At 48.1% G+C, this 24,034-nt stretch carries 18 protein-coding genes; 6 read left to right on the top strand and 12 right to left on the bottom strand.

The window, feature by feature from the left end:
• Positions 1-128: 128 nt before the first annotated feature.
• Positions 129-1,622 (top strand): peptide MFS transporter, encoded by a 1,494-nt coding sequence (locus GSQ66_RS05880; protein WP_162426606.1) that lies wholly within the window; start codon positions 129-131, stop codon positions 1,620-1,622.
• A 426-nt stretch (positions 1,623-2,048) separates the two neighbouring features.
• Here GSQ66_RS05880 and GSQ66_RS05885 read toward each other — a convergent pair whose 3' ends face one another.
• The 7 genes from GSQ66_RS05885 to GSQ66_RS05915 all read right to left on the bottom strand — a co-directional run bounded on the left by GSQ66_RS05885 (position 2,049) and on the right by GSQ66_RS05915 (position 11,360).
• Positions 2,049-3,356 (bottom strand): sensor histidine kinase, encoded by a 1,308-nt coding sequence (locus tag GSQ66_RS05885; RefSeq protein WP_162426607.1) that lies wholly within the window; start codon positions 3,354-3,356, stop codon positions 2,049-2,051.
• The gene (locus tag GSQ66_RS05890) at positions 3,340-4,719 is read right to left on the bottom strand and encodes a sigma-54-dependent transcriptional regulator (RefSeq protein ID WP_162426608.1); all 1,380 of its coding nucleotides are present in this window, start codon (positions 4,717-4,719) and stop codon (positions 3,340-3,342) included. The genes GSQ66_RS05885 and GSQ66_RS05890 overlap by 17 nt, the downstream gene beginning before the upstream one ends.
• Before the next feature lie 463 nt (positions 4,720-5,182).
• Positions 5,183-6,361 carry an ABC transporter permease gene (locus GSQ66_RS05895; RefSeq protein ID WP_162426609.1) on the bottom strand — a complete coding sequence of 393 codons (1,179 nt, stop codon included), beginning with the start codon at positions 6,359-6,361 and terminating at the stop codon, positions 5,183-5,185.
• Positions 6,358-7,602: an ABC transporter permease gene (locus tag GSQ66_RS05900; RefSeq protein WP_162426610.1), complete on the bottom strand. Its 1,245-nt coding sequence runs from the start codon at positions 7,600-7,602 to the stop codon at positions 6,358-6,360. The genes GSQ66_RS05895 and GSQ66_RS05900 overlap by 4 nt, the downstream gene beginning before the upstream one ends.
• A gap of 3 nt (positions 7,603-7,605) precedes the next feature.
• Positions 7,606-8,307: an ABC transporter ATP-binding protein gene (locus GSQ66_RS05905; RefSeq protein ID WP_162426611.1), complete on the bottom strand. Its 702-nt coding sequence runs from the start codon at positions 8,305-8,307 to the stop codon at positions 7,606-7,608.
• 285 nt (positions 8,308-8,592) lie between these two features.
• Positions 8,593-10,071, bottom strand: coding sequence for a TolC family protein (locus GSQ66_RS05910; RefSeq protein ID WP_238395832.1), 1,479 nt, complete (start codon positions 10,069-10,071; stop codon positions 8,593-8,595).
• A 44-nt stretch (positions 10,072-10,115) separates the two neighbouring features.
• Positions 10,116-11,360 (bottom strand): efflux RND transporter periplasmic adaptor subunit, encoded by a 1,245-nt coding sequence (locus tag GSQ66_RS05915; RefSeq protein ID WP_162426612.1) that lies wholly within the window; start codon positions 11,358-11,360, stop codon positions 10,116-10,118.
• Positions 11,361-12,060: 700 nt separating this feature from the next.
• On the opposite strand from GSQ66_RS05915, the gene GSQ66_RS05920 reads away from it, so the two are divergent.
• Genes GSQ66_RS05920 through GSQ66_RS05930 form a run of 3 tightly spaced genes read left to right on the top strand, consistent with a single transcriptional unit; the run spans position 12,061 to position 15,613 of the window.
• Entirely contained in the window at positions 12,061-14,391 is a 2,331-nt protein-coding gene (locus GSQ66_RS05920; protein WP_162426613.1) for a TonB-dependent receptor, read from the top strand.
• 20 nt (positions 14,392-14,411) lie between these two features.
• Positions 14,412-15,206: a DUF4249 domain-containing protein gene (locus GSQ66_RS05925; protein WP_162426614.1), complete on the top strand. Its 795-nt coding sequence runs from the start codon at positions 14,412-14,414 to the stop codon at positions 15,204-15,206.
• Between the two features lie 29 nt (positions 15,207-15,235).
• Positions 15,236-15,613 carry a DUF4260 domain-containing protein gene (locus GSQ66_RS05930; protein WP_162426615.1) on the top strand — a complete coding sequence of 126 codons (378 nt, stop codon included), beginning with the start codon at positions 15,236-15,238 and terminating at the stop codon, positions 15,611-15,613.
• Positions 15,614-15,842: 229 nt separating this feature from the next.
• Here the strand turns inward: GSQ66_RS05930 and GSQ66_RS05935 are convergent, their stop codons facing one another.
• Positions 15,843-17,612 carry an APC family permease gene (locus tag GSQ66_RS05935; protein ID WP_162426616.1) on the bottom strand — a complete coding sequence of 590 codons (1,770 nt, stop codon included), beginning with the start codon at positions 17,610-17,612 and terminating at the stop codon, positions 15,843-15,845.
• A gap of 170 nt (positions 17,613-17,782) precedes the next feature.
• Between GSQ66_RS05935 and GSQ66_RS18910 the strand changes: the two genes are divergently transcribed.
• Together GSQ66_RS18910 and GSQ66_RS05940 are read left to right on the top strand one after the other, a co-directional pair.
• Positions 17,783-18,292, top strand: coding sequence for a carboxypeptidase-like regulatory domain-containing protein (locus GSQ66_RS18910; protein ID WP_238395833.1), 510 nt, complete (start codon positions 17,783-17,785; stop codon positions 18,290-18,292).
• A gap of 245 nt (positions 18,293-18,537) precedes the next feature.
• A complete protein-coding gene (locus GSQ66_RS05940; protein WP_238395834.1) occupies positions 18,538-20,211 on the top strand; it encodes a TonB-dependent receptor plug domain-containing protein in 1,674 nt (557 codons plus the stop codon).
• 87 nt (positions 20,212-20,298) lie between these two features.
• Here GSQ66_RS05940 and GSQ66_RS05945 read toward each other — a convergent pair whose 3' ends face one another.
• The 4 genes from GSQ66_RS05945 to GSQ66_RS19135 all read right to left on the bottom strand — a co-directional run bounded on the left by GSQ66_RS05945 (position 20,299) and on the right by GSQ66_RS19135 (position 24,034).
• Entirely contained in the window at positions 20,299-20,832 is a 534-nt protein-coding gene (locus GSQ66_RS05945; protein ID WP_162426617.1) for a TetR/AcrR family transcriptional regulator, read from the bottom strand.
• Positions 20,833-20,861: 29 nt separating this feature from the next.
• A complete protein-coding gene (gene pcaF / locus GSQ66_RS05950; protein ID WP_162426618.1) occupies positions 20,862-22,070 on the bottom strand; it encodes a 3-oxoadipyl-CoA thiolase in 1,209 nt (402 codons plus the stop codon).
• 25 nt (positions 22,071-22,095) lie between these two features.
• Positions 22,096-22,590: an FUSC family protein gene (locus GSQ66_RS05955; protein WP_162426619.1), complete on the bottom strand. Its 495-nt coding sequence runs from the start codon at positions 22,588-22,590 to the stop codon at positions 22,096-22,098.
• 94 nt (positions 22,591-22,684) lie between these two features.
• Positions 22,685-24,034, bottom strand: coding sequence for a 3-oxoacid CoA-transferase (locus GSQ66_RS19135; protein WP_162426620.1), 1,350 nt, complete (start codon positions 24,032-24,034; stop codon positions 22,685-22,687).

Below are 24,034 nucleotides of genomic sequence, written 5' to 3' on the forward strand. Positions count from 1 at the left end.
TCTGTTTATATGCACAACATACCGGTAAACAGATAATTCATATATTAGCATACATCTGTGCTAACAATGCTTAAATTGCACTTAAAACTATAAGGTGTTTTGCAGCACTAAAGGCTATTAAGAAACTCATGGACCTGACTGAACCTAAAATCCCGGAAGCGCCAGCCCAAACCGGGCACCCGAAACAATTATACATGCTGTTCTTCGCCGAAATGTGGGAGCGTTTCTCATTTTATGGCATGAAAGCACTGTTGCTTGCCTACATGGTAACGGAGCTAAAGTTTGATGAGCCGAAAGGCTATGCTATCCTGGGTTCATATGCAGCGCTTGTGTATACCATGCCCCTGTTCGGGGGTGTTATGGCCGATAAATACCTGGGCTACCGCAAGGCAGTACTATATGGAGGTATCTTGATGAGTATTGGTCACCTGGTATTGGCTGTACCTGAGGACTGGAGCTTTTTTATCGGGATGGCTTTCATTATTTGTGGTAACGGCTTCTTTAAACCAAACATCTCCAGTCTGGTCGGTACTTTATATGCTGACAACGATCCACGCAAAGACAGCGGATTTTCTATTTTCTACATGGGCATCAATATTGGGGCAGCACTCGGCGGATTACTTTGCGGGTATGTGGGGCAGCAAATCAACTGGCATTATGGCTTCGGCCTGGCCGGTATCTTCATGATCCTGGGGCTAGTAGTGTTTGTTATAGGCAGAAAATCGTTAAAAGAAAAAGGGCTTCCCCCTGACCCAGCTAAATTGAGCAAACCTATAGTTGCAGGCATCACAACCGAGGTTTTTATTTACGCGGGCTCTCTGCTAGTCATTCCGGTTATTGTAGCGCTGTTCCACCGCTATGAGCTTATGGACTTTATTATGTTTGGTCTGGGGGCTATTTCATTGGCTTACATCTTATACATTGCCTTCCAACTGGACCGTATTTCACGCAATAAACTGTTTGCTGCGCTGGTGCTTATTATTTTCTCAACGCTGTTCTGGGCTTTTTATGAGCAGAATGCCGGCTCGCTTAACCTGTTTGCCATGCGTAACGTGGACATGCACGTAGCGGGCATGGAACTGCCTGCACTGGCTGTAAATAACTTTTTGCCACCTGCCTGGGTTATAGTGCTCAGCTTCTTTTTTGCCTGGCTGTGGCCGGCTCTCAACCGCAGAGGCCTGGAGCCGTCAACTCCCTTAAAATTCGGATTATCCTTTGTACTGCTCGGGATGGGTTTCTGTACTTTTTATGCCGCAACTGTCTGGGGTGCCGAATCGGGATTAATCTCTTTACCTGCCTTTATCTTTGGGTACTTCTTTATCATCTGCGGAGAGCTTTGTATCTCACCAATTGGTCTGTCTATGGTAACAAAGCTGGCCCCGACCAAAATAGTGGCCATGATGATGGGTATCTGGTTTTTTGCCAGTGCCATTGGGGAGTTTCTGGCTGGTAAGATCGGCGCCCTGATGAGTGTTCCGGTAAACGTAGTTGACAACCCGGTACTCTCGTTGCCTTATTATGCAGATATAATCAGTAAAATAGGAATTTATGCCATTGGTTTTGGCATACTGCTCATGCTGTTAGGACCACTAATCCGGAAATGGATGGTGGATGTCCGCTAGGTTATCCTTTTCGGACAGGCAGCGTTTGTTTTCTAAGGTATCAGGTGGCAAACGCTCATTCAATTGTATGGTACCAGAGCGAGAAACAAATCCATACTATAACAGGTCAATAATTCTATTCTTTGGCCTATCTTCAAAAAGCCAATCCACTTCATATGGATTGGCTTTTTTGTTCAATAAATCGCCCTTACAACTATAGGCTTTACATGCCGGTGAGGAGTTATCTGTAGCTTTGTAACTAATAAACAACTATCAGAAATATACTTCCACCCCGATCTTTACTTCCAAGTCAAGCGTCTCGTCAGGTAATGTGACATTTTAATATGATTGGTCCTTTCACAGCTTACCGGCACTTTTGGTATTCTCTAAAGTTCATCTTTTAAAGGCAATCTTACAGCTACTTTAAATTTCCATTTTAAAGTACACTCAGCCTGAAAACCTGATCGAAAATAACGTCACCTCCTTCTCCTGATCACTCTCCAGCGAGAATGTGAAGCCATGATTTATCAATATCTCCCTAATCATAGTTAAGCCAATCCCCTGCCCGTATTCTTTGGTGCTGAAAAAGGGCGTAAACAGCGATGCCCTTACACTTTCAGGTATGCCAGAGCCGGTGTCGGTTATAGTTAGCTGTGCGGGGTTCACCTGTGTGGCTATAGTTACCTCGCCGGTGTCGCCTATTGCTTCCATGGCGTTTTTGAGCACGTTTAGCAGTACCTGCTCCATTTGCTGCTGATCCAGGAGTACAACCAGTGGCTGCGGGGCCAGCTGAAGTGTACAGGCTATAGTTCGGCGCTGAAATTCAGGTTGCATAAGCAAAGCCAGGTTTCGGAGCAAGGCGTGCAGGTCGGTTGGTGTTTTTTTAGGTTTTGGCAGCCGTACTACGTTAGCGAAGTTGGCCATAAAGCGGCTCAGGTTGGTGTTACGGTCTATGGCTACCTGCAGGGCATTGTCAAAATCGTCGCGGTGGTCGTCGGCAAGTTGCGGGGCATAGTATTGCAGCGAACCCAGTATAGAATTTACCGCCCCTGCCGAGTTATTCACTTCATGCGACATCATCCGGATCACCTTCTCATAAGCCTGCCGCTCGTTCTGCAGTATCGCCTCGGTCAGTTCTTCTATCAGCACAAAGTAATGCTGAAAACCTCGGTCCAGGAAGTGGGCGCGGTGGCAGCGGTACGTGCGGATGCCATTTACCCGAAACGTGATAGAGCTACCCGTCTGTAGTTGTGTCAGCTGCTCGGCCCACACCTTTGGCAGTTGGCTAACGTGCTTGTCCAGCAAACTATCGGCAGGTTGTTGCAGGTATAGTTCGGCGGCCGGGTTTACGTGCTCCACCTGGTTATCAAAACCCAGCAGCAAAATACCAGCCGGCGATGCCTGTATGAGTTTCTCCAGAAAGTAATGCTTCTCGGCCTGCGCCACCCGCTCGTGCCGCAACTGGTCTATCATGCGGTTGTACACGTTTATCAGTTCGTCCAGCTCCTTCTGCCCCACCCCCATAAACTTGGTAGAGAAGTCTTTAGCCTTGATGGACTGAATGCCCGCGCGGATCAGGCTGAGCGGTTTAAAAAATGTACTGTATAGCTGTGTGGTAATAAAGATGGAACCAAATATGACCAACTCCATGCCCAGAAACAGATACACATTCTCTTTCAGGAGCAGGTAGGCCATAACGGCCAGCAACAGATGCATGACCGCAGCAAAAAGTATAAACTTAGTCCTGAGACTCATACGGGATGTTAAACTTATCGAGGCGGCGGTAAAGCGCAGCACGGCTCAGGCCAAGGGCACGGGCCACTTTACTGATGTTGTTGTGATAATGGTCCATCGACTTGCGGATCATGCTGGCTTCCATCTCGTCCAGGGTCATGGCGCCTACGGCAGGCAGTGTTTTATCGCCCGGCTTGGCAGCACTGCGCTGGGTCTGCCCCTGGAAATCCTCTGTCTCCAGCACATCATCATCTGATACAAGTACGGTGCGCTCTACCAGATTCTTCAGCTCGCGAATGTTGCCCGGCAGCGGCTGTTCTCTTAACCACTGCAAAGCACCTTTACTTATTGTTAGCCCGGGGCGGTTGTACACTTTTTTCAGGTAGTTCAGGAAGTATTGCACCAGCAACGGAATATCCTCGGCCCGCTCGCGCAAAGAAGGCAGCTTTACAGTAATCAGGTTGATGCGGTAAAAGAGGTCTTCGCGGAATTTGCCTTCAGCCACCATTTCTTCGAGGTTGCGGTTGGTGGCGCACACTACGCGTATATCCAGTTTCCGGGAACGGCTGTCGCCGAGCACTTCATACGTTCTGTCCTGCAGCACGCGCAGCAGCTTTACCTGGCTGTTCATGTCCAGTTCTCCTATCTCATCCAGGAAAACAGTGCCCTTGTTAGCCATCTCGAAACGGCCCACTCTGTCGCCTTTGGCATCGGTAAAAGCACCGCGCTTGTGGCCAAACATCTCACTCTCGAACAAACTGGCTGAGATACCACCTAAATTTACTTTGATAAACGGCTGGTTGCGGCGGGCGCTGTTCTGATGTAAGGCTTCAGCAATCAGTTCCTTACCGGTGCCGCTCTCTCCTTCTATCAGCACCGATGCATCTGTAGCCGCAATCTGGCCTATCTTTTTCAGTACTCGCAGCAGGTCCGGGTCCTGTCCGACTATGCTTTTGAAATCATACTGCTGGTCCAGTTTCTTGCGTGTCAGGGCTTCGTCCGAACTATAGTTCTGTTCCGATAAACTTAGCGCAGTACGGATTGATTGCAGGAGGTACTCGTTGCTCCAGGGTTTAGTTATAAAATCGCCAGCGCCCAGGCGCATACCTTCTACTGCCAGACTAATAGAACCCCAGCCTGTAATGAGTATAACCGGGAGCTTGGGGTTATGCTTTTTAAATTGCCCCAGCAGCTCCAGACCATCATGCCCGGTTGTCTCAATAGAGAAATTCATGTCCATGATTACCAACTGAAACGAATGCAGCTCCGCCAGCTGAACCGCTTCCCGTGGATTGGCTGCTTCTTTGGTCTTAAAGCCGTTCTGTTTCAGCATCAGGCCCAGCGAAGCCCGCACTGCTGTATCGTCGTCTATGATCAGGATCATGTATGATGTATTCGGAAGTATAAATATAAGGTATTCTGGTATTAGTTTTAGCAGCTATAGTTGCAGTCTTGCATAGTTTACCCACCCCTAGCCCCTCCAGGTTGGGGAATTTCTGTCTTGGCTATAGTTCTATAGTTACTGTTAGTCATCGCTGGTGCGAGCTTGTAGCTCGTACCGCTGTAATTACTTCTTGTAACATGGCAGCACCAGCAGAAAACTTTTTTACAGCTATAGTTTCATAGTTACTGTTGGTCATCCACCTGCCCCCTTCTAAGAGGAACCTTTTACTTTTATCTTTCTGAAAGGATCTTGTTACCTGTTAGCATAAGCTTAAACTACCTTCTACCAAGATCCTTTCAGAATGACAGTTATTTTGTAAAAGTATCCATCCAGAACAAAAACCCTTCTCCTGTTTTGGGGACAGGGGCCCTTGGTAAAAGGGGAAGGATGGGGTAACTATAGTTTACTCTTCGTGCAGGGCAATGGCCGGGTGAATGGCTGCTGCCTGCCGGCTTGGCTGGAAGGCGCAAACTATAACCAGGAGGTAAATCACAACTATAGAAATAGCCAGCGCATAGTAATAGACCTCCGGCTGCATGCCCATCACATCCAGCAGCACAAACTGTATGGCGAAGAAGCTGCCCAACACCAACCCAAGCGTAGCCAGTACCAGTATCTCGCCTAAAAACTGCCTGTAAATTTGGTTAGCGGTAGCTCCCAGCGCACGGCGTAAGCCAATTTCAGAGTAGCGCTTGTTAATGTTATACCACAGCACCCCAAAAATGCCCAGCGCCACGTTCAGGATCAGGAAAGCACAGATGATGGCAAACACCACCAACGGGGTCAGGTTTTCCTTCAAATAAGACGAACGCATCACTTCCATGGGTTTTACATCCAGCTTCCAGCCGGTAGCTACAGCGCCTGCTTCCTTCAACAGTTTCTCTTCAAAGCCTGATGTAATACCCGGTTTCATGCGCAGGTACAGCGTATTTTCAACCAATCTGCTGGTATCAGCTAAAGAACTTATCCTCATAAAGGTACCAACATCCGAATTAAGCTCACCGCGGGTGCGGTAGGCATCCACCACACCTATTACCGTAAATTCATCATCCCCGCTCTTTAGCTTTTTACCTGCTACCGGCTCATTCCCGAAGAAAAACTCCTTAACATTCTGCGTTACCACAATTGGTTTCTTGTTCGAGAATTCATCTCCGGCCTGGAACCATCGTCCTTCCACCAGGTTCAGGTTCATCGTTTTCTTAAAATCGCCGGCTTGTATGGTTACAGCATTTATGCCACGCTGCAGGTTACCATGTGTCAGACCTGACATGTTTGACCAGCCAGAGTAAGCTGAATTACCGCTGGCCAGGGCCACCTGCTCAATTTCAGGCAGCGTTTGAAGCCTTCGGACAAGCTGTTCAGATACAACTCTTACCTCATCTTTTGGAGTCTGGAAGTGCTGAATATTTACATACCAGATACGCTCAGGCTCAAAACCTAAGGGTTGCTTATAGTTCTTCCAGCTGCTAACCAGCACACTTATAGTTCCGAAGAGTACTAAAAAGGAGAAGAAGATTGCCATGATCATCAGAAAATTGGCCCGTCTTCGGTTCCAGACAAGTTTAAACAGATGCTTTATCATTTTGAGCCTCCTTTCAGTACGGATGCAGGGTGAAGTTTAGACATTTTGAAAGCCGGATAAACCCCGGAAAGTACACCAAAGAACAGGCATATCAGTAAGCTGAAAAACAGCACTGGCAGGTTAAGCCCCAGTTGCGCGTAAGGTATAAAGCCACTGTTGTTGATCAGGTGCAGGGCACCCGCTGCCAGCAGTATTCCTATCGTTCCGCCTAGTATGGTCAGGAAGATGTTCTCGAACAGGAACTGGAGCACCAGCGTGTTAGAGGATGCGCCAAAAGCCTTGCGTACACCTATCTCGGAGGCGCGCTCCATAATTCGGCTGATGTTGATGTTTACCAGGTTAAGTGTAGGAATGAGCATAAAAAAGAACATGCCCCCAAAAACAACGGCGTACAACAAACCAGCATTTACTTCATTTTCTACGGATGCTGTTATCTCCCGTACAAACCCTTCCAGGTGGGTATCTGCAAACACCTTTAACTCTGTAAACTCCTGGCCCGGCATTAAAGGTATTTTAGCCGCTGTACTATAGAACTCCTTCTTTATGTCATCAAGGTCGTCAGCGTCTCTGGCCAGCAGCACAGCACAGAAAGAACCGGTGTAGTTTGCATTGCCAAGATCATCTTTGGTTGTTGTATAAGGAATCCAGACATCTGAATAGGTACTGGGCCGGATGGCCGATACATTCTCTACTACTCCAACTACTTTATAGCTTCTGTTGTCCAGCTCCAGCATTTTACCAACACCCTTCACAGTTCCGAAATTGTTCAGGCTTGTGGCCTCGTTGATAACGGCTACCAGTTGTGCGCCCTCAACTGCGGCATCGCCATAGGCTCCGCCCTCCAGAAAGTTAAAATCCATGATACGCCAGAACTCACTGTCGGTGTAGCGTGTCTTCATCTCCAGCTTGCGGCCACTTGTAAAGTTTATCGAGGTATAGTTGCTATTGGAGTATATGCTGATTTTTTCCGGAGATTTGAGCGGCTTTATAAACCTGTTCAGGAAGTAGTAACTGGGGGCGCTGTTCATCTGAGTGCCATCTCCTGTCATTTGCAGTCTTGTTACATACAGCATCCGGTCCATGTTTTTTTCAGGCGCATGTGCTCCAAACATATAGTTTACCAAAGCAGTCACCACCATCAGCACCATTAAGGTAATACTGATGCCGAAGAGGCTGATGAAGGTAAAAAACTTGCGCCGCAAGAGTACCTTCCAGGCTGTTTTAAAGTAATTCTTCAGCATGGCTTAAACAGTTTGTAAATGGCTGTAAACTTTAGAATCTGATACCTGCTGCCCATCGAAGAAACGCACCAGACGCTCTGTTTTCATCGCCATGTTCTCGTCGTGCGTTACCATCACAATCGTGGCGCCGTCCTGACGGTTGAGCTCCAGCAAAATACTCATCACTTCTTCGCCCATCACCGAGTCCAGGTTTCCGGTAGGCTCATCGGCCAGTATAATAGCAGGGTTGCCGATAAGAGCGCGGGCAATGGCCACACGCTGCCGCTGCCCACCCGATAGCTGGTTCGGGAAATGCCTGGTGCGGGCGCTCAACCCAACTTTATCCAGGGCTGCTTTGGCAAGTTTGGTACGCTCTGAGCCCGACACGCCGCTTCGGTATAGCAGTGGCAGTTCCACGTTATCGAGCACGCTCAGGTCGTTTACCAGGTGGTAACTCTGGAAAACAAACCCGATCTTCTCGTTGCGGATGTGCGCCAGTTCCTTGTCTTTGTAGGTTTTGATGGGCTGCCCATCTATCGTCACCACACCGGACGTAGGCACATCCAGCAGGCCCATGATGTTAAGCAAAGTTGATTTTCCGCAGCCCGACGGCCCCATGATGGAAACAAACTCTCCTTTCGGAATTGCCAGGTTTACGCGCTGCAAAGCCACCGTTTCGATGGTCTTTGTCTGGTAAACTTTTTCGATGTCTGATAGCGTGATCATAGTTCTAATATAGTTATTCGTTGGTAGTTATTCGTTGTTGGTTATTTACCCCTTCCCATCCTTCCCCTTTTATCGAGGGCCCCTACTCCCAAAACAGGAGCGGGAGCTGAGCTATAGTTTATAGTTTCCGCCATAGTTGCATTCAGCAGATTAACACATCCCTACCCCTCTCAAGAGGGGAATTTCTGCCAATTGCTATAGTTTAAGCAATAGTTCTATAGCTGCTGTTGGTCCATCCCTGCCCTATTCAACGGGGGCTTTTTCTATCATGACCTCCCCTGTTTTTTAAGGAAGGACTGGAGCGGGGTCAACCACCAATGCCTGCTGCTTTTCAAAATCAAATAAAGTAAGCTGTCTTAAACTATAGTGCGCGTACCAGAACTGGCTGAGTGCAGCGATATAAGCGCGGCGGGCCTGGTCTTTTTCTTCCAAGGCAATGTTAAGCTCTGTTATGCTGATGCGGCCAACTATAAAGGTGCTTTTGGTGATATTGTAGCGTTCCTGGGCAATGGCATCTGCGGCGGCTGTGGTTTCCAGCCTGCGTTTCAGGGTGATGTACTGGTTAGCCTGCGAGAGCACCGCCTGCTCAAAAGTGGCTTCTTCCTGGGCGACGGTGTGCTGCACAAGTTGGCGGTTCAGGTCGGCTACTTTATAGCTGGAGCGCTGGCGGCCCCAGTCCATGAGCGGCATGTTAAATCCTACTCTGGCCCGCTGCAGGTTTTCCGGCCGGGTATATACATCCGAGAAGTTTTCAGCACTGTTGGATAAACCGAAGGTTGCAAAAACGCTCATGTTCAACCCATTGTCTCCTTTCGCTTTGGCTACCAGGCTTTCAGCTTCCAGCAGGCAGCGTTTAAAGCTCATGGCTTCTTTGCGATTCTTTTTTGCTTCGGCCAGGGCCAGTTCCGCCGAAACTATAGTTGCCGGTATGCTGTCGGGTATAATCAGTTGCAGGGCGTCATTATCTTTCAGGCCAACAAATGTTTTTAAAGCAAGGGTCGCGTTCTGCTCATCCAGGCTGGCCTGATCCTGGGCAAGGCGGGCATTCAGCACGGCCAACTGCATCTGTAGCAGGTCGTTTTTAGACAGGCGGCCTAGCTTGTATTTCTCTCCGGCAATATGGTAAAGCGTGTCGTTGTTAGCCAGATTTTGTGTTGCGATGCGCTGGTTTACCTGTGCCAGCAGCAAATCGAAATACAGTTGCGTGGCCTGCACAGCTATCGTTTCCTTGTCCTCCACAAACTGGCGCTTCGACTCCTGGTAACGCAACGGCTCTACTTTTTTGGCCCACGCAAACGGGTTGTAAGCAAATAGGGGCTGCTCAAAACCAACTATAGCCGGGTTGCCGTTATAGCGGGTAACTTCACGGTCAAAATCATCGAAGCGCTGCATCAGCGATGTTACAAAAATGCTGCCGCCCGTAGGGCTGATAAGCTGGCGAAGGGTTAAACCAACATCGGAGCTGTTTATAGTTACCGGCTTAAAATCGGTAGTGCCGTCGGGCTGGATAACAGGCGTGTAGCTTCTGCTGAAATCGGGCAAGGTACCATTCAGGCTCAGTTGCGGACGATAATCGGATTTGAAGCTGCGCCACTGCCAGTAACTGCTCTCCTGGTTTACATCGGCTTGCTTTGCTGCTGCCGACTGCTGCTGCGCCAAAGCGATAACTTCCTGCAGGTGCAACAGGCGCACACCAGGCTGAGCTATACTTTGGCCGCAACAGAGCAGCATCACAAACACTAAACAGGCAAAAAGGTACTTCATAGTTTTATTTTACAGGTAAACAGATGGTATAGAGCAACTCCTAACTATTTAAGCTTGATCTTCTCCGCGTGCTGGTACCCCGCCATGTCAGAGATCACGATCACCTCGCCGGGCTGCACGCCATTTTCCAGCTCTACAAAATCCACGTTGCTGATGCCTAAAGTTGCGGGCTTCCGGATCACTTCATTACCCTGCAGCACGAACACCTGATGATTAGAAGTATTGTTAAAATATGGACCGTTCATCACGCGTAGCACGTCGTTTTTAGAAGCCAGCTCCACGTATACATCGGTGCGCAGGTTAGGCCGAAGCAACTGGTGTGCTTTATCCTGCAGGGCCACATAAAACGTAACAATACCATTCGTAACTGTCGGCTCTACCGATGATACCACGCCCTGCATATCGGTATTATTGATGCGAACGACAGCGCTGCCACCCGGCTTTAACTGCCCCGCATAAGTATCCGAAATAGTAGCTTTTACTTTGTAGCTGCTCAGGTCGGCAAGGCGGGCAATTATGTCGCCGGCATTCACGGTGCTACCTGTTTCGTTCTTCACCCAGGTTATCACACCGTTGTGGGTAGCGCGTACTTCGGCCTGTTCCATTTTGCGCTGCAGCTCTTCTATTGACCGGCCCTGCATGTCCAGCGTAAAGCCCAGTTCCTGCTCGTCGGCTTTCAGCAGCTCGCGCTCGGTAGCCATGGCGTGCTCAATTTCCTGTAGTTCCTGCTGTGCTATTTTCAGGTTCAGTTCAGCCTGTTTCACGCTCTCGCGGGTAGTGCCCCCAATCTTTAGCAGGTACTTTTCGTCTTCCAGCTGGGCCTGCAGGCTTTTCACACGCATCTGTTTTATAGTTAACTGCGATGCCAGCTGGTTCAGGGTTTTGCGAAGGTTCAGGCGCAGCTGCACGCTTTTATGCTGGTTTAGTTGCTGCTCGTCTTTCAGCTTTTCGTAAGCCAGTTGGGTATAGGCTCTGTCGAGCAGCAGTATCTGGTCTCCGGGCTTTACCTGTTCGCCCGCCTTTAGGAGCACCTGTTCTATGCGCGCCTGTATGGGGCTGGTAATTACCAGCTCGTGCTCCGGCACCACTACCCCACTCGCCGAAATAGTTGCTACCACCGGGCCGCGCTCCACTACAGCTGTGCGCAGTTTGTCCCGGCTCAGCGTTGGCGTTAGCAGGCTTCTGAAACCAACTATAGCACAGGCCAGCACAACCAGGGCTAAGCCTATTTGCCAGTAGAGACGGCGTTTGTTGGCTTGTTTGGTAGTGGCAGATAATTCGCGGTCCATAGTTTTGATCGTGTACTTTACATGAACTCCGTAGCCAACTTATATGCCAGTTATGTATATTACTGATTTACTAATACTTACAGCTATAAACTATAGCTTTATAAGGATAATGGGTGTTCAGTATTGAACAGGTGTGTCCGGTTTTATAAGGTTACGCCGGGCCTTTGTATTTGTGTGCATGTTTGAGCAGAAACAGGCAGTGTAGCGGATACTCATTCATACCCAGATTTTTCGGAGAAAATTACTTGCCAACTATAGAAATGAATATAATGCAACCGGGTTAAAGAACTTGAGTACCTGATAATCAGCGCCTAATACTTTATAGCTTTCATCCGCTTCCATCTTCTGTTTATCTGCAAAAAAGGTCAGCTGGTATAAATTAATCCCCCATTAATAAAGGTAGCTTACGCAAGAATAAAATAATCCGTACTTTTGCGCCCGATTTCGGGAACAGGCAACTATTTCCGGGTAAAACGACCCAGAACCTACACTATAAAACCATGAAAAAAGTAATGAAAACTCTACCGGTGCCCCGCCATCTGCTGCAACTATAGGCATCGCTCTTGCCCCATCGCTCCGGCTATTTTTTATAAAACTTTACAGAAATTATATAAAAGCTACCTCAACAGGTTAGCCTAATTTTGCATTATGTTCCGGGAACACATGGGCACGCATATATCCTACATTCTACAATAAAACTATGATGAAGTACATGATGACAGTGCTGCTACTGCTTTGCGTTTTAGCAAACAGTGCCGCACAAAACAAAGTAACCCTGAGCGGTTACGTGAAAGACAAAGCCACCGGCGAAGGACTAATCGGTTCTTCGGTAAGTGTGCAGGAACTGCCGGGCACCGGCGTAACTACAAACGAGTATGGTTTTTACTCGCTCACACTGCCCAAAGGCAACTATACCATCCACTACAACTACCTGGGCTATGTTACAAGCACCAGGCAAGTTAAGTTAACAGGCAGCCAGAAACTGGACATGCAGCTGGAGCAGAACACGACCACACTACAGGAAGTAGTGGTGACCTCGCGCAAGGAAGATACCAATGTAAAAAGCATGGAAATGAGCACCCTGAAAATGCAGGTAACAGATATAAAAAACATGCCTGCCCTGCTGGGTGAAGTGGATGTGATAAAAGCGATACAGCTGATGCCGGGCGTACAGAATGCAGGCGAGGGCACCTCGGGCTTTTATGTGCGCGGCGGCGGTGCAGACCAGAACCTAATCCTGCTGGACGAAGCGCCGGTTTACAATGCATCGCACCTGATGGGTTTTTTCTCGGTGTTTAATGCCGATGCCATTAAAGATGTGCAACTCTATAAAGGTGGCATTCCGGCACAACATGGCGGGCGTTTATCCTCCCTGCTCGATATCCGGATGAAGGAAGGCAACAACCAGAAAATGGAAGTGTCCGGTGGTATTGGAACTATAGCCAGCCGCCTGACCGTGGAAGCACCTGTCGTGAAAGACAAAAGCTCGTTTATCCTGTCGGGTCGCCGTACCTATGCCGATATGTTTTTTGGCCTGAGCAGCGAAGAAGACATAAAAGGCAACGACCTGTATTTTTACGACCTCAACGCCAAAGTAAACTATACGCTTAATGAGAAAAACCGCCTGTTTGTATCGGGCTATTTTGGGCGCGATGTGGCAGGCACAAAAGAGTTTATGATGAACTGGGGAAATGCCACGGCCACCGTGCGCTGGAACCACCTCTTCTCCGACCGCCTGTTCTCCAACACCACGTTCATCTTTTCTGATTTTGATTATGCTTTAGGTTCCAAAGAAGAGGAGTCGGAGTTTACCTGGAAATCGCACATCAAGGATTACGGCATCAAGAACGACTATACCTATTTCCTGAACCCGAAAAACCAGCTGCGCTTTGGCCTGCACGTTACGTACCACAACTTTATGCCGGCAGAAGTAAAGCCAGGCGAAAAATCCTATGTGAACGAGCTGAAACTGAACTCCACCAGCGCTCTGGAAACAGCACTTTACCTGAGCAACGAGCACCAGCTTACCGATCACCTAACGATAGACTATGGATTGCGCTTCTCCAGCTTCACGAACATGGGCCCGGGCAAAGTATACTTGTATGATGAGGAATTTGAAACTCCGGTTGACACCATAAACTATAGCCGCTTCGAGAAAATAAAAAGCTACCACGGGCTGGAGCCACGCATTGCCGCCAAATACGAACTGACCGATGCAAGCTCTCTGAAAGCATCTTACAACCGCACATTACAGTACCTGCACCAGGTTTCCAATTCTACCTCGGCTATGCCTTTTGATGTCTGGATACCGAGCAGCACCTATGTAAAACCACAGCTTGCAGACCAGGTAGCCCTTGGTTATTTCCGCAACATACACGATAACATGTTTGAAGGATCGGTGGAAGTGTATTATAAGTGGATGGACAACCACATAGATTACAAGGATTATGCTGAGATACTCCTAAACGAACGCCTGGAAACCGAACTGCTGCGTGGCACTGGCGAAGCTTACGGCGCTGAATTTTACCTGCGCAAACAGAAAGGACTTCTCACCGGCTGGATAAGCTACACCCTTTCTAAAACCGAACGCACCGTGGCGGGCATTAACGACGGCAACCCCTACGCCCCGCGCCACGACCGCAGGCATTCCGGCAACCTGGTACTTAACTATAATTTCAGCCCAACTATAAATTTAGGAGCCAACTGGACCTACAGCACCGGCGGCGCCATTACCATGCCGGTGGGCCGCTACGAGTACAACGGAAAAACCTACCCGGTTTATTCGGAGCGCAACGGGTATCGCCTGCCCGATTACCACCGCCTGGACCTGTCGGCTACGTATGCAAAGCCGCGCAACGAGTTCAAGAAGTACAGCGGCTCCTGGACCCTGAGCGTTTACAACGCCTACGCCCGCAAAAATGCTTTCTCCATTTACTTCCGCGAGAGCAAAGAAGACAAGACTAAAACCGAAGCTGTGAAAACCTACTTGTTCGGTCTGCTGCCCTCGCTAACTTACAACTTCAATTTTTAAACTATAAGCACATTGCTACTATGAAAAAGATATTTGTATACCTGCTGGCAACTATAGCATTTGCCTTTACCAGCTGCGAAGAAGTGATAGACTACGAACTCCGAAATGCCGACACCAAACTGGTAGTGGAAGGCCTGGTTACCAACCAAGCCGGGCCTTATACGGTGCGCTTATCCAACACCAGAGGCTACCTGGAAGAAGGCCGTACACCCGGCGTGAACGGAGCTATAGTTACTATCTCGGATAACCACGGAAATACCGAGACACTTGAAGCAACAGGCGATGGCTTGTACCAGACCAAAACCCTGCAGGGCACGCCCGGCTATACCTATTACCTGCAGGTGGTTGTAGATGGCAAAACCTACACAGCCCGGAGCTACATGCCCACTGTATCAACTATAGATTCGCTGACGTTCGAATACCACAAAAAAACGCACATGGAAGACGAAGGCTATTACCCGATCATCCACTTTGCGGACCCGGCCGGAAAAGGCAACAACTATAGATGGAATGTGTACGTGAACGGCGTGCTGGACCCGGACGAGCTGGCGGTGTTGAACGATGAACTATACGACGGCAGCTATGGCCATGCCAACATGGGCTTTATCATTCAGAAAGGCGATCATTTGCGGGTAGAACTTTTGAGTATCGACAAACCGGCTTACAATTTCTGGTATGCCCTCGTAAACCAGCAGAACTCCACCGGTGGTCCTTTTGAGAGCACGCCGGCCAATGCTCCTACCAACATTTCAGGTGGAGCTATCGGGTATTTCGGAGCTTCGGCTGTGTCTGTGATGGAAGCGGTGGTGAAATAACTAGTAATGAAGAATGATTAATGAATAATATGAAGATCTTATTAAAATTGGAGGATCTGGCAAAGCTTGTACTTGCTTATGCGGGCACCTTATACCTTGGCTTTGAGTGGTGGCTGTTCTTTGCGCTGCTGCTGGCTCCGGATTTAGGTATGCTGGGCTATTTATTAGGCAGCAAAGCTGGTGCCTGGCTCTATAACCTGTTCCATCATCAGGGCATTGCTATAGTTGTAGGGGTAACCGGATTATACCTGGGCAATGCTTACCTGCAGTTTACCGGTCTGCTGCTTTTCGGACACAGCGCCATGGACCGCGCGCTGGGGTATGGCCTCAAGTATAACGACCACTTTAAGCATACACATTTAGGGTGGATTGGTCTTGAAAAGCAGCAGGAACTTAAGAAGGTTTAGCCTACCCAACAGATTAGCTTTAAATTTCCTTTAAACGGCCAGAAGCTAGAATAACGGCAGCCCGCTGATAAATAGATCACATCAAGTAAAACAAAACAGCTGTTTCACGCCAATGGAGTGGCTGTTTTGTTTATCAATTTTATATTTTGGTTAATTACTCAACTTTTAACAGACTATAAAATGCGTTGCTGATAAACTGCTGCCAGGTCTACTTAGCTGCTCTGAATTCTTAAATGACCAGCCTGACGCCTCCCAGTTCCTCTAAGCCATATGGGAAATGATCGCCGGGAGAGCCAATGAACATAAAATTTTTAGGGATCCCCCATTTTTCTGAAAGCTCCTGGATCAGTTCGGGTCCAAATTTAGTCCCTCTAAGGACAATAAAATCAACCTCTAACTCCGGGTAAGCCAAATCCAGCACTTCAACTTGATGCATTAACTTTTTGGGTGGCTCCTCGCCTTCCTGTAATACATTCACAATTTTAATGCGGTTGGTATGTTCGTTCTCTACAATATAGCGCATCACCTTATTTATGTTTGCTATATTATCACCCTTCGTAAAAAAAACAAACTGCTGTGACCTGATCGTCTGGATGAGACGCTTTATAGTATAGGATTTAAAAGGTATTAATTTCTTCAACGGGCGTTCCAGCTGCCTGACTATAAAGGTAAAAAAGATAAGCAGCTCAATACGATACAGCATAATGAACACAATAGAAACGGTTGGCACAAAATACTTCAGAAAGACCCAAACATAGGCCGGGTTAAGGATGGCATTACCCACTAAAGCCGCCAACACAGCAGTAATCGCTAAAAAAAGGACCAGGCCGGAAGCACGTACCGGACGGGGTAAACGATTACGGCGGAACTTGAGCAGAATATTACCGATTCCGAAAAACACCATCACAGACAGAAAAGAAATGGTATAGACCCCTGCCAACGCTCCAATGTCACCAGCGGTAATCATCAGTATTGATACACACAACAGGAAAAAACTAATCATGATCAGGTAAGCAGAGCCTTTTTTGTTTGTTTTCAGCAAAAACTGCGGCAAGCACCGATCCAGCGTCATGCGTTGTACCAGCCCTGTTACACCAACATAAGACGTGAGCACTGCCCCGCTGAGCACCAGCGCCGCGTTAACAGATATAATTATAGCAAGCCAGTTTCCGCCAGCCACTTCTCCCATATAGGCCAGCAACGCAGTCTGGTTTTCTTTTACCGCTGCCAATGGAATAATAGCGATGGCCAGAAAAGCAGTAAGTGGGTTAAAGATGGTTACGGCTAACCACATATTGCGCAAAGTCTTCGGAAAAACACCTTCGGCCTGCTCTTCTACAAAGTTAGCCGAGCTCTCAAAACCGGATATACCCAGCATAGCCGCTGCAAATCCAAAGAAAAGTGCCCTCGGAATGCTCCCTTCCAGGGGTTGGTTATAGTTCAGGGTAAGCGTGTCAAATCCATGACTGAATAAAAACAAAAAACCTGTCACCAAAAGCAGGGTGAGGGTAGAAAGGTGGGTGATGAAAATAATTACCGCCACGATGGATGACTCACCGATTCCCATGATGGTTAAACCCATAAATACCGCCAGTAAGCCAATTGTTGCATATATTATTGGTAACCCCTGCCAAAGATGATGCACATAATGCATTGCTTCGCTGGCTGAAATAACGGCAGTAGCCATATAGGAAAGCAATGTAAGGCAGGCTGCCAGAGATGCGGTGCTTTTGCTGGTTGTGTTAAGCAGTGCGTTATAAGCGCCACCATTTAGCGGCAGGGCGCCCACTACTTCGCCATAAATGCTTCGGAATAAGTACAGCACACCTCCAACCATCAGTAGCGCTACCCAGGCATATTGCCCTGAGTAAATGATTGCAAGGGCAGAAACATATAAACAGGAAGAAGTGATATCATTTCCGCAAATGGCTGTAGCGGCAAGCTCTTTGAGTTTTGGATGGTGTACGGGAGTAGCGGTAGTGGTAACATCCTTATTCATAAACCTTTGGTAGAAATGATAGGCTGTATACGCATCTGGTACGGGTAGTTGTTTTAAGCCCTACCTTACCTTATTCACATGTTTCATAATCTATATTTAAATTTATTCACAATTTTAAACAATTTTGTGCAATGCTTGTAGTACGGGAAATAACCGAAAACACTTAAACTATGAGAGCCATACTCCTGCTCGTTATTCTACTACCATCGTTCGCTTTAGCACAAACAGGTTTAATTACCGGTACAATCCGGGACAGGAATACACAGGAACCATTGATCGGGGTATCGGTGCAGGTAATTGGAACTCAACTGGGCACTGTTACCAACGAGAAAGGAGCCTTCCGGATTGAAAGTATTCCGGTAGGCAGTTATACAGTTCAAAGTTCTTACTTAGGCTACCAGCCGCTCTCAAGATTTAATGTTAACGTAACGGTTGGTAATGTACAGATCCTGAACTTTGAAATGGTGCCAGCTACCAGCCAGCTACAGCAGGTTGAGGTAGTAGCCAACCGAAGGCAAAGTGCAGCCGTGGCTGATTTTATCACACCATTGTCAGTTCAGAGTCTGACAACAGAAGAAATCCGCAGCAACCCTGGCGGCAATTTCGATATTTCGAAAGTAGTGCAGGTATTACCGGGTGTTGCCACCAATGGTACAGGGGCGGTAGCCGTAACGACCTGATCATTCGTGGTGGGGCACCAAACGAAAACGTATATTACCTCGATGGCATTGAAATCCCCCTGATCAATCACTTTACTACGCAAGGGAGTGCCGGCGGAGCCACCGGTATACTGAATGTATCTTTCATTGAGGACCTGAAGGTAAGCTCGTCAGCTTTTGATGCACGTTACGACAATGCGCTTGCCTCGGTATTTGAGTTCAGGCAGCGTTATGGTAACCCCGAACGTTTCTCTGGTAACGTACGATTGAGCGGATCAGAATTTGCTACTACTTTAGAAGGACCTATAAGTTCGAAAACAACATACCTGGTATCTGCACGCAGGTCTTACCTTCAGTTCCTTTTTAAGTTGCTCGACCTACCTATCCGTCCAAGCTACTGGGATTTCCAGTACAAAGTAGACCATAAATTGAATGATAAAACTTCTATCTCCTTAATAGGCGTTGGAGCAATTGATGACTTCTCGTTTGGAGTACCGCGCGAAAGTACCCCGGAAAATGAATACATCCTGCGTTCAGTGCCATATATTAACCAATGGAATTATACAACGGGCGTGGCTGTAAAACGGCTGATAAACGATGGCTTCGTGAACCTGGCACTTAGTCGTAATGCTTTTGATAATGGCCTGACAAAATATGAGGCAGCTGAAGAAGGAGAAAACCGGGCCCTAACCCTGAATTCAAGTTCACGCGAGACCGAAAACAGGCTGCGGCTGGATGTAAATAAATATAAAAACGGATGGAGATATGCCTACGGGGTTTCGGGGCAGTATGTGCAGTTCACCAATGATATTTACAGTGTGATCCGGAAAGAGCTGCGTGATGAACAGAACAACGTAGTACAACCAGGCATCATTCTGGATTACGACACCAGGCTGGATTTTTTCAGGTATGGCGCATTCGGGCAGGTATCAAGGTCCGTACTAAATGAAAAACTGGGGCTGTCGCTCGGTGTCCGCACTGATCTGAATTCCTTTACTGATGAAGGAAATAATCCGCTGAAAACCCTGTCCCCCCGCCTGGCAATTTCTTACTTAATCCATGATAAATGGACGATAAACGGATCATCGGGCTTGTATTATAAACTTCCTGCGTATACAGTGCTTGGGTACCAGGAAAAAGGCATTTACCTGAACAAGCAGGCCGATTATACCAGATCACTTCACTATGTACTGGGCACCGAATTCTTACCACGTCAGGACCTGCGCTTTACGCTTGAGGGTTTCTACAAAGACTATAGCAACTACCCCATATCAATTCGGGATGGTATTTCGCTGGCAAACCAGGGCGGCGACTTTGGCGCTATTGGCAACGAAGCTGTTAGTACAACCGGAAAAGGCCGAGCTTATGGCGCTGAGATATACCTGCAGAAAAAGCTGACAGGCACTGTGTTCTCAGTAGTATCATATACATATGTTGTGAGTGAATTTGCCGTGCTGGACGGCCGTTATGTTTCCAGCGCATGGGATTACCGGCACCTGGTGTCAGGTTTATTAGGCAAGAAACTGCCTCGTAACTGGGAGTTTGGGGCCAAGTACAGGTATGCTGGCGGCGCGCCTTCCACGCCGTTCGATCTGGAGGCATCCCGCCGGAATTATGCTTCGCTGGGTGTGGGTATTCTGGACTACTCCAGGCTAAATACTGAGCGTCTCCAATCTTTCAGCCAACTGGACGTGCGCATTGATAAAAAGTGGAATTTAAACCGTATCACTCTTGACCTGTTTCTGGACATTGCCAATGTACTTGTAAGTAATACGCCTGGCTTTGACCGATATACTTTCCAGCGCAACGAAGAAAACACTGGTTTTGCCACGACAGATGGTAATGAACTTCGCCCGGACGGAAGCAATGCCATACCGGTAGTACTTAAAAATAACGACGGTAACTTAGTACCTACACTTGGTTTTATAGTTGAGTTTTAATTGTTCTCTTTGAGGAACAACCCACATGAAAAATAAAACGATCCCTGTTTCAGGGCAACTATGAACCTGGCTTAAACTAACGCACAACTATAACTTATACTTCTGCCTCATACATTCTATAAGCACTTTTTTCTTCGCAACGTCAAGTTTATGTGCAGCAAAGTATTTCCAGATGCCGTCGATGTGGATCAGCAAAAGTTCGGCCTCCAGTTCAGGGTTGCTATAGTTCAGTTCCCGGAAACATTCTGTCAGCCTGAGCTGGCATGGCCGCATAAAGTTTTCGTGATAACGCGAAGAGAGCGGGTTTAGCGCTATGATCTTGTATTGCATTTCCCAGAAGTCAGGATTTGAGCGCGTCAGCAGGATCGGTAGCTCGATCATGTTACTGATATACTCTCTTGCTGTCAGTCCTTTCAGGTATACGTTCGTTTCTAAAGCTGACGCCTGATAGGCTTTTTTAAGGATAGCCTCCAGTAACCGGTCTTTTGAACCATAGTGTTTAAAAATCAGTGCTTCTGAAGTGTGCGCTTCCGCGGCAATTGACCTGGTGGATGTTGCCCGGACACCATGCTCCGTAAACAGCTTTAAAGCAGCGTCCAGTATAGCTTCTTTCTTACTCATCTGTCACAGCCAGAACCTGAAAAAGGCAGCTAAATCCTTTCCAGAATAACCGCATACCCCTGCCCTACTCCGACACACATAGTTGCCAGCGCATAGCGTTTCTGCTGTCTTTTCAGGGAAAGTGCTGCACTTAATACAATGCGTGTGCCCGACATACCCAGCGGATGCCCCAATGCTATGGCGCCTCCATTTACATTCACGCGTTCGTCATCATCTGCCAACCCTAAAGCTCTGGTGCAGGCAAGGCTTTGGGCCGCAAAAGCTTCGTTCAGCTCAATGATGTCTATGTCCTCTAATCCTAAGCCCGCTTTTTCCAATGCTTTTTCAGTGGCCGGAACAGGGCCGATTCCCATGATGCGGGGCTCTACGCCTACTACCGCCGAGCTAACAATACGGGCCAAGGGTATCAGGTTATATTTTTGCAACGCTTCTTCAGATACCACATAAGTAGCCGCAGCACCGTCGTTCAAGCCCGAAGCATTGCCGGCTGTAACAGTGCCGTCTGTTTTAAAAGCAGGCTTTAGTTTAGCCAGCGTTTCTATAGTTGTGTTTGGCCTGATAAATTCGTCTTTTGAAACTATAACCGAATCGCCTTTTCGTTGTTGTATAGTTACCGGCATGATCTCTTCTGCCAGCGTACCGTTTTCCTGGGCTTTTGCCGCTTTCATCTGAGAGTAATAAGAGAACTTGTCCTGGTCTTCCCGTGAGATGTTATACATTTCAGCCAGGTTCTCCGCAGTAATGCCCATCGGGTCAACACCGTACACTTCCTTCATTTTAGGGTTCACAAAGCGCCAGCCAAAACTGGAATCATACATCTGGGAGTCAGTGCCAAAGGCTTTGCTTGGTTTAGATATCACTAACGGGCCACGCGTCATGTGCTCTACGCCTCCGGCAATAAATACGTCCCCATCGCCAGCTTTAATAGCCCGGGCAGCATTTATAATTGCCGACATCCCAGAGGAACATAAGCGGTTAACAGTTTCGCCGGGGACAGTTACAGGTAAGCCTGCAAGCAAGCTCGCCATACGTGCTACGTTGCGGTTGTCTTCGCCAGCCTGGTTATGGCAGCCGAGAATAACATCATCCACCGCCTCTTTTGGTATGTCCGGGTTCCGGCTGATCAATTCTTTAATGACCATGGCTGCCAGGTCATCGGTACGGACCGGCGAAAGTGAACCACCTAAATTACCGACAGGGGTTCTGATTCCATCTATGATATAGGCTTCTTTGCTCATAACAGTAACTTTGAAAATGTTGTAATCAGTTTGTTTTCTTTTTGATAGTTTCAGACAGAAAGGCAGTGACAGTGGAAACGGCAAGCCCGATGAGGCAACCCAGCGTTACCGACACAAACCGCTCTACTGCTGACCAGTAGGTCATTGATTCCTGTTCATGGATCACCACAATGATAAGCGCAACTACAGCTGTGCGGGCCACATTCATTAATTTAAAGAAGTGGCAGATGACAATGGCAAGCGTAATACCAAGCACCATCATAACCACCTGGTGTACCGGCAGGATAAAGCAGAACAGCCCTACAATTGACCCGATCAGGTTAGATTTTACCCGCTCGTTGGTTAGCCTGGGAGAGTCTTTTACTTCCGGAGACAGCACAAGTATGATCGAAAGCATGGTCCAGTAAAGCTCAAACTGCTGAAAAGCAAGATACAGCGCATACCCGATCAGGAACCCGACGGAACACCGGATGATGTACAGGATCATGTCCGCATCTATGCTAAACTGCCTTACTGCCATAGTTTCGGTTAAACTTTACACTATAAAAGGTCGGTGGCACGTTGAATAAAATGCTCACAAAGGCCCTTCTTTTACCCGAACCGGAACATTATTTTTACTCCACCAGAGCCTCTTTAAATTTCGCCGCAGTTTTGTTCCTTACCTCTTCCAGTGTTGCTCCGGGCATTAGCTCCGTAAGGGTCAGCTGTCCATCTATAAACCTGAAAACGGCCAGGTCTGTAATGATCATGTCTACCGCTTTTAGTGCTGTTAATGGCAATGCGCAGGTCGGAACGATCTTCGGCGAACCATCTTTGTTTGTATGGGTCATGGTGATGATGAGCGTTTTGGCGCCCGAAGCCAGGTCCATAGCGCCGCCTACGCCGAGCAGCGGCTGACCAGGTACAGCCCAGTTGGCCAGGTTTGCCTTTTCATCCACTTCCAGGCCACCCATTACCGCAATGTCCACATGTTTGCCGCGTATCATAGCAAACGAATCTGCACTGTCGAAATAGCTGGCCCCCGGCAGGGCTGTAACCGGAATTTTACCGGCATTTACCGGGTAAACCATTGCGCCACCGCCATCCGTTGGAACCGGACCAACTCCCAGCATGCCATTCTCAGTGTGCATCACGATGCCATCTTCAGGCGTGATCAGATCCGCGACCAATGTCGGTATGCCGATTCCCAGGTTCACCACATCCCCTCTTTTCAGTTCCTTCAGAGCTCGCCTGGCCATGTTCATGCGCGTTTCGTCTACTTTTCGGGAGGTGGAAACGGAGGCAGAAGAACCTAAATCTTCCGGCGTAAGCGTTGCCTGCACCAGGTAATTTATAAAAGAGCCCGGGGTGTGTACATGCTCGGGGGCGATCTCACCTACCGGTACAATTTCTTCTACTTCCGCAATTACAATATCAGCAGCGGTGGCCATGGCGCGGTTAAAGTTCTGCTCTGTCATGCGGTAGGTCAGGTTGCCGGCCGTATCCGCTTTCCAGGCTCGCACAAAAGCTACATTGCCCCGGATACCTTCCACAAATACCTGCTCTACTCCCTTAATTACTTTTGTCTCGCGACCTTCAGCAAGTTCGGTACCGGCTGACGTTGGCGTATAAAAACCACCAATACCTGCTCCTCCTGCTCTAATAGCTTCTGCAAGCGTACCCTGAGGCAGCAGCTCGTAGTCTACGTCACCATCCTGGGCAGCTTTCACGGCTTCGGGGTTACTGGTAAAGAAAGAGCCGATCATTTTTTTGATCTGCCCGTTGCGCAACAACCTGCCACCACCTATACCAGCTTCCCCTACATTGTTCCCGATAAAGGTCAGATTCTTTGTTTTGGTTTCAGCCAATGCGTGCATCAGGTGCACCGGGTTGCCCGTCATCCCGAAGCCGCCCTGCAGTAATATATCGCCATCCTTTACCAAAGCAACAGCTTCTTCAAGGGTTATCTGTGCTACCGATTTCAT

Source organism: Pontibacter pudoricolor, assembly GCF_010092985.1.
Classification (GTDB): domain Bacteria; phylum Bacteroidota; class Bacteroidia; order Cytophagales; family Hymenobacteraceae; genus Pontibacter; species Pontibacter pudoricolor.

What these genes read in the sequence shown, in the direction of transcription:
- GSQ66_RS05880 (WP_162426606.1), top strand. Translation starts at nt 129, where the DNA reads ATGGACCTGACTGAACCTAAAATCCCGGAAGCGCCAGCCCAAACCGGG.
- GSQ66_RS05885 (WP_162426607.1), bottom strand. Translation starts at nt 3,356, where the DNA reads ATGAGTCTCAGGACTAAGTTTATACTTTTTGCTGCGGTCATGCATCTG.
- GSQ66_RS05890 (WP_162426608.1), bottom strand. Translation starts at nt 4,719, where the DNA reads ATGATCCTGATCATAGACGACGATACAGCAGTGCGGGCTTCGCTGGGC.
- GSQ66_RS05895 (WP_162426609.1), bottom strand. Translation starts at nt 6,361, where the DNA reads ATGATAAAGCATCTGTTTAAACTTGTCTGGAACCGAAGACGGGCCAAT.
- GSQ66_RS05900 (WP_162426610.1), bottom strand. Translation starts at nt 7,602, where the DNA reads ATGCTGAAGAATTACTTTAAAACAGCCTGGAAGGTACTCTTGCGGCGC.
- GSQ66_RS05905 (WP_162426611.1), bottom strand. Translation starts at nt 8,307, where the DNA reads ATGATCACGCTATCAGACATCGAAAAAGTTTACCAGACAAAGACCATC.
- GSQ66_RS05910 (WP_238395832.1), bottom strand. Translation starts at nt 10,071, where the DNA reads ATGAAGTACCTTTTTGCCTGTTTAGTGTTTGTGATGCTGCTCTGTTGC.
- GSQ66_RS05915 (WP_162426612.1), bottom strand. Translation starts at nt 11,360, where the DNA reads ATGGACCGCGAATTATCTGCCACTACCAAACAAGCCAACAAACGCCGT.
- GSQ66_RS05920 (WP_162426613.1), top strand. Translation starts at nt 12,061, where the DNA reads ATGATGAAGTACATGATGACAGTGCTGCTACTGCTTTGCGTTTTAGCA.
- GSQ66_RS05925 (WP_162426614.1), top strand. Translation starts at nt 14,412, where the DNA reads ATGAAAAAGATATTTGTATACCTGCTGGCAACTATAGCATTTGCCTTT.
- GSQ66_RS05930 (WP_162426615.1), top strand. Translation starts at nt 15,236, where the DNA reads ATGAAGATCTTATTAAAATTGGAGGATCTGGCAAAGCTTGTACTTGCT.
- GSQ66_RS05935 (WP_162426616.1), bottom strand. Translation starts at nt 17,612, where the DNA reads ATGAATAAGGATGTTACCACTACCGCTACTCCCGTACACCATCCAAAA.
- GSQ66_RS18910 (WP_238395833.1), top strand. Translation starts at nt 17,783, where the DNA reads ATGAGAGCCATACTCCTGCTCGTTATTCTACTACCATCGTTCGCTTTA.
- GSQ66_RS05945 (WP_162426617.1), bottom strand. Translation starts at nt 20,832, where the DNA reads ATGAGTAAGAAAGAAGCTATACTGGACGCTGCTTTAAAGCTGTTTACG.
- pcaF (WP_162426618.1), bottom strand. Translation starts at nt 22,070, where the DNA reads ATGAGCAAAGAAGCCTATATCATAGATGGAATCAGAACCCCTGTCGGT.
- GSQ66_RS05955 (WP_162426619.1), bottom strand. Translation starts at nt 22,590, where the DNA reads ATGGCAGTAAGGCAGTTTAGCATAGATGCGGACATGATCCTGTACATC.
- GSQ66_RS19135 (WP_162426620.1), bottom strand. Translation starts at nt 24,034, where the DNA reads ATGAAATCGGTAGCACAGATAACCCTTGAAGAAGCTGTTGCTTTGGTA.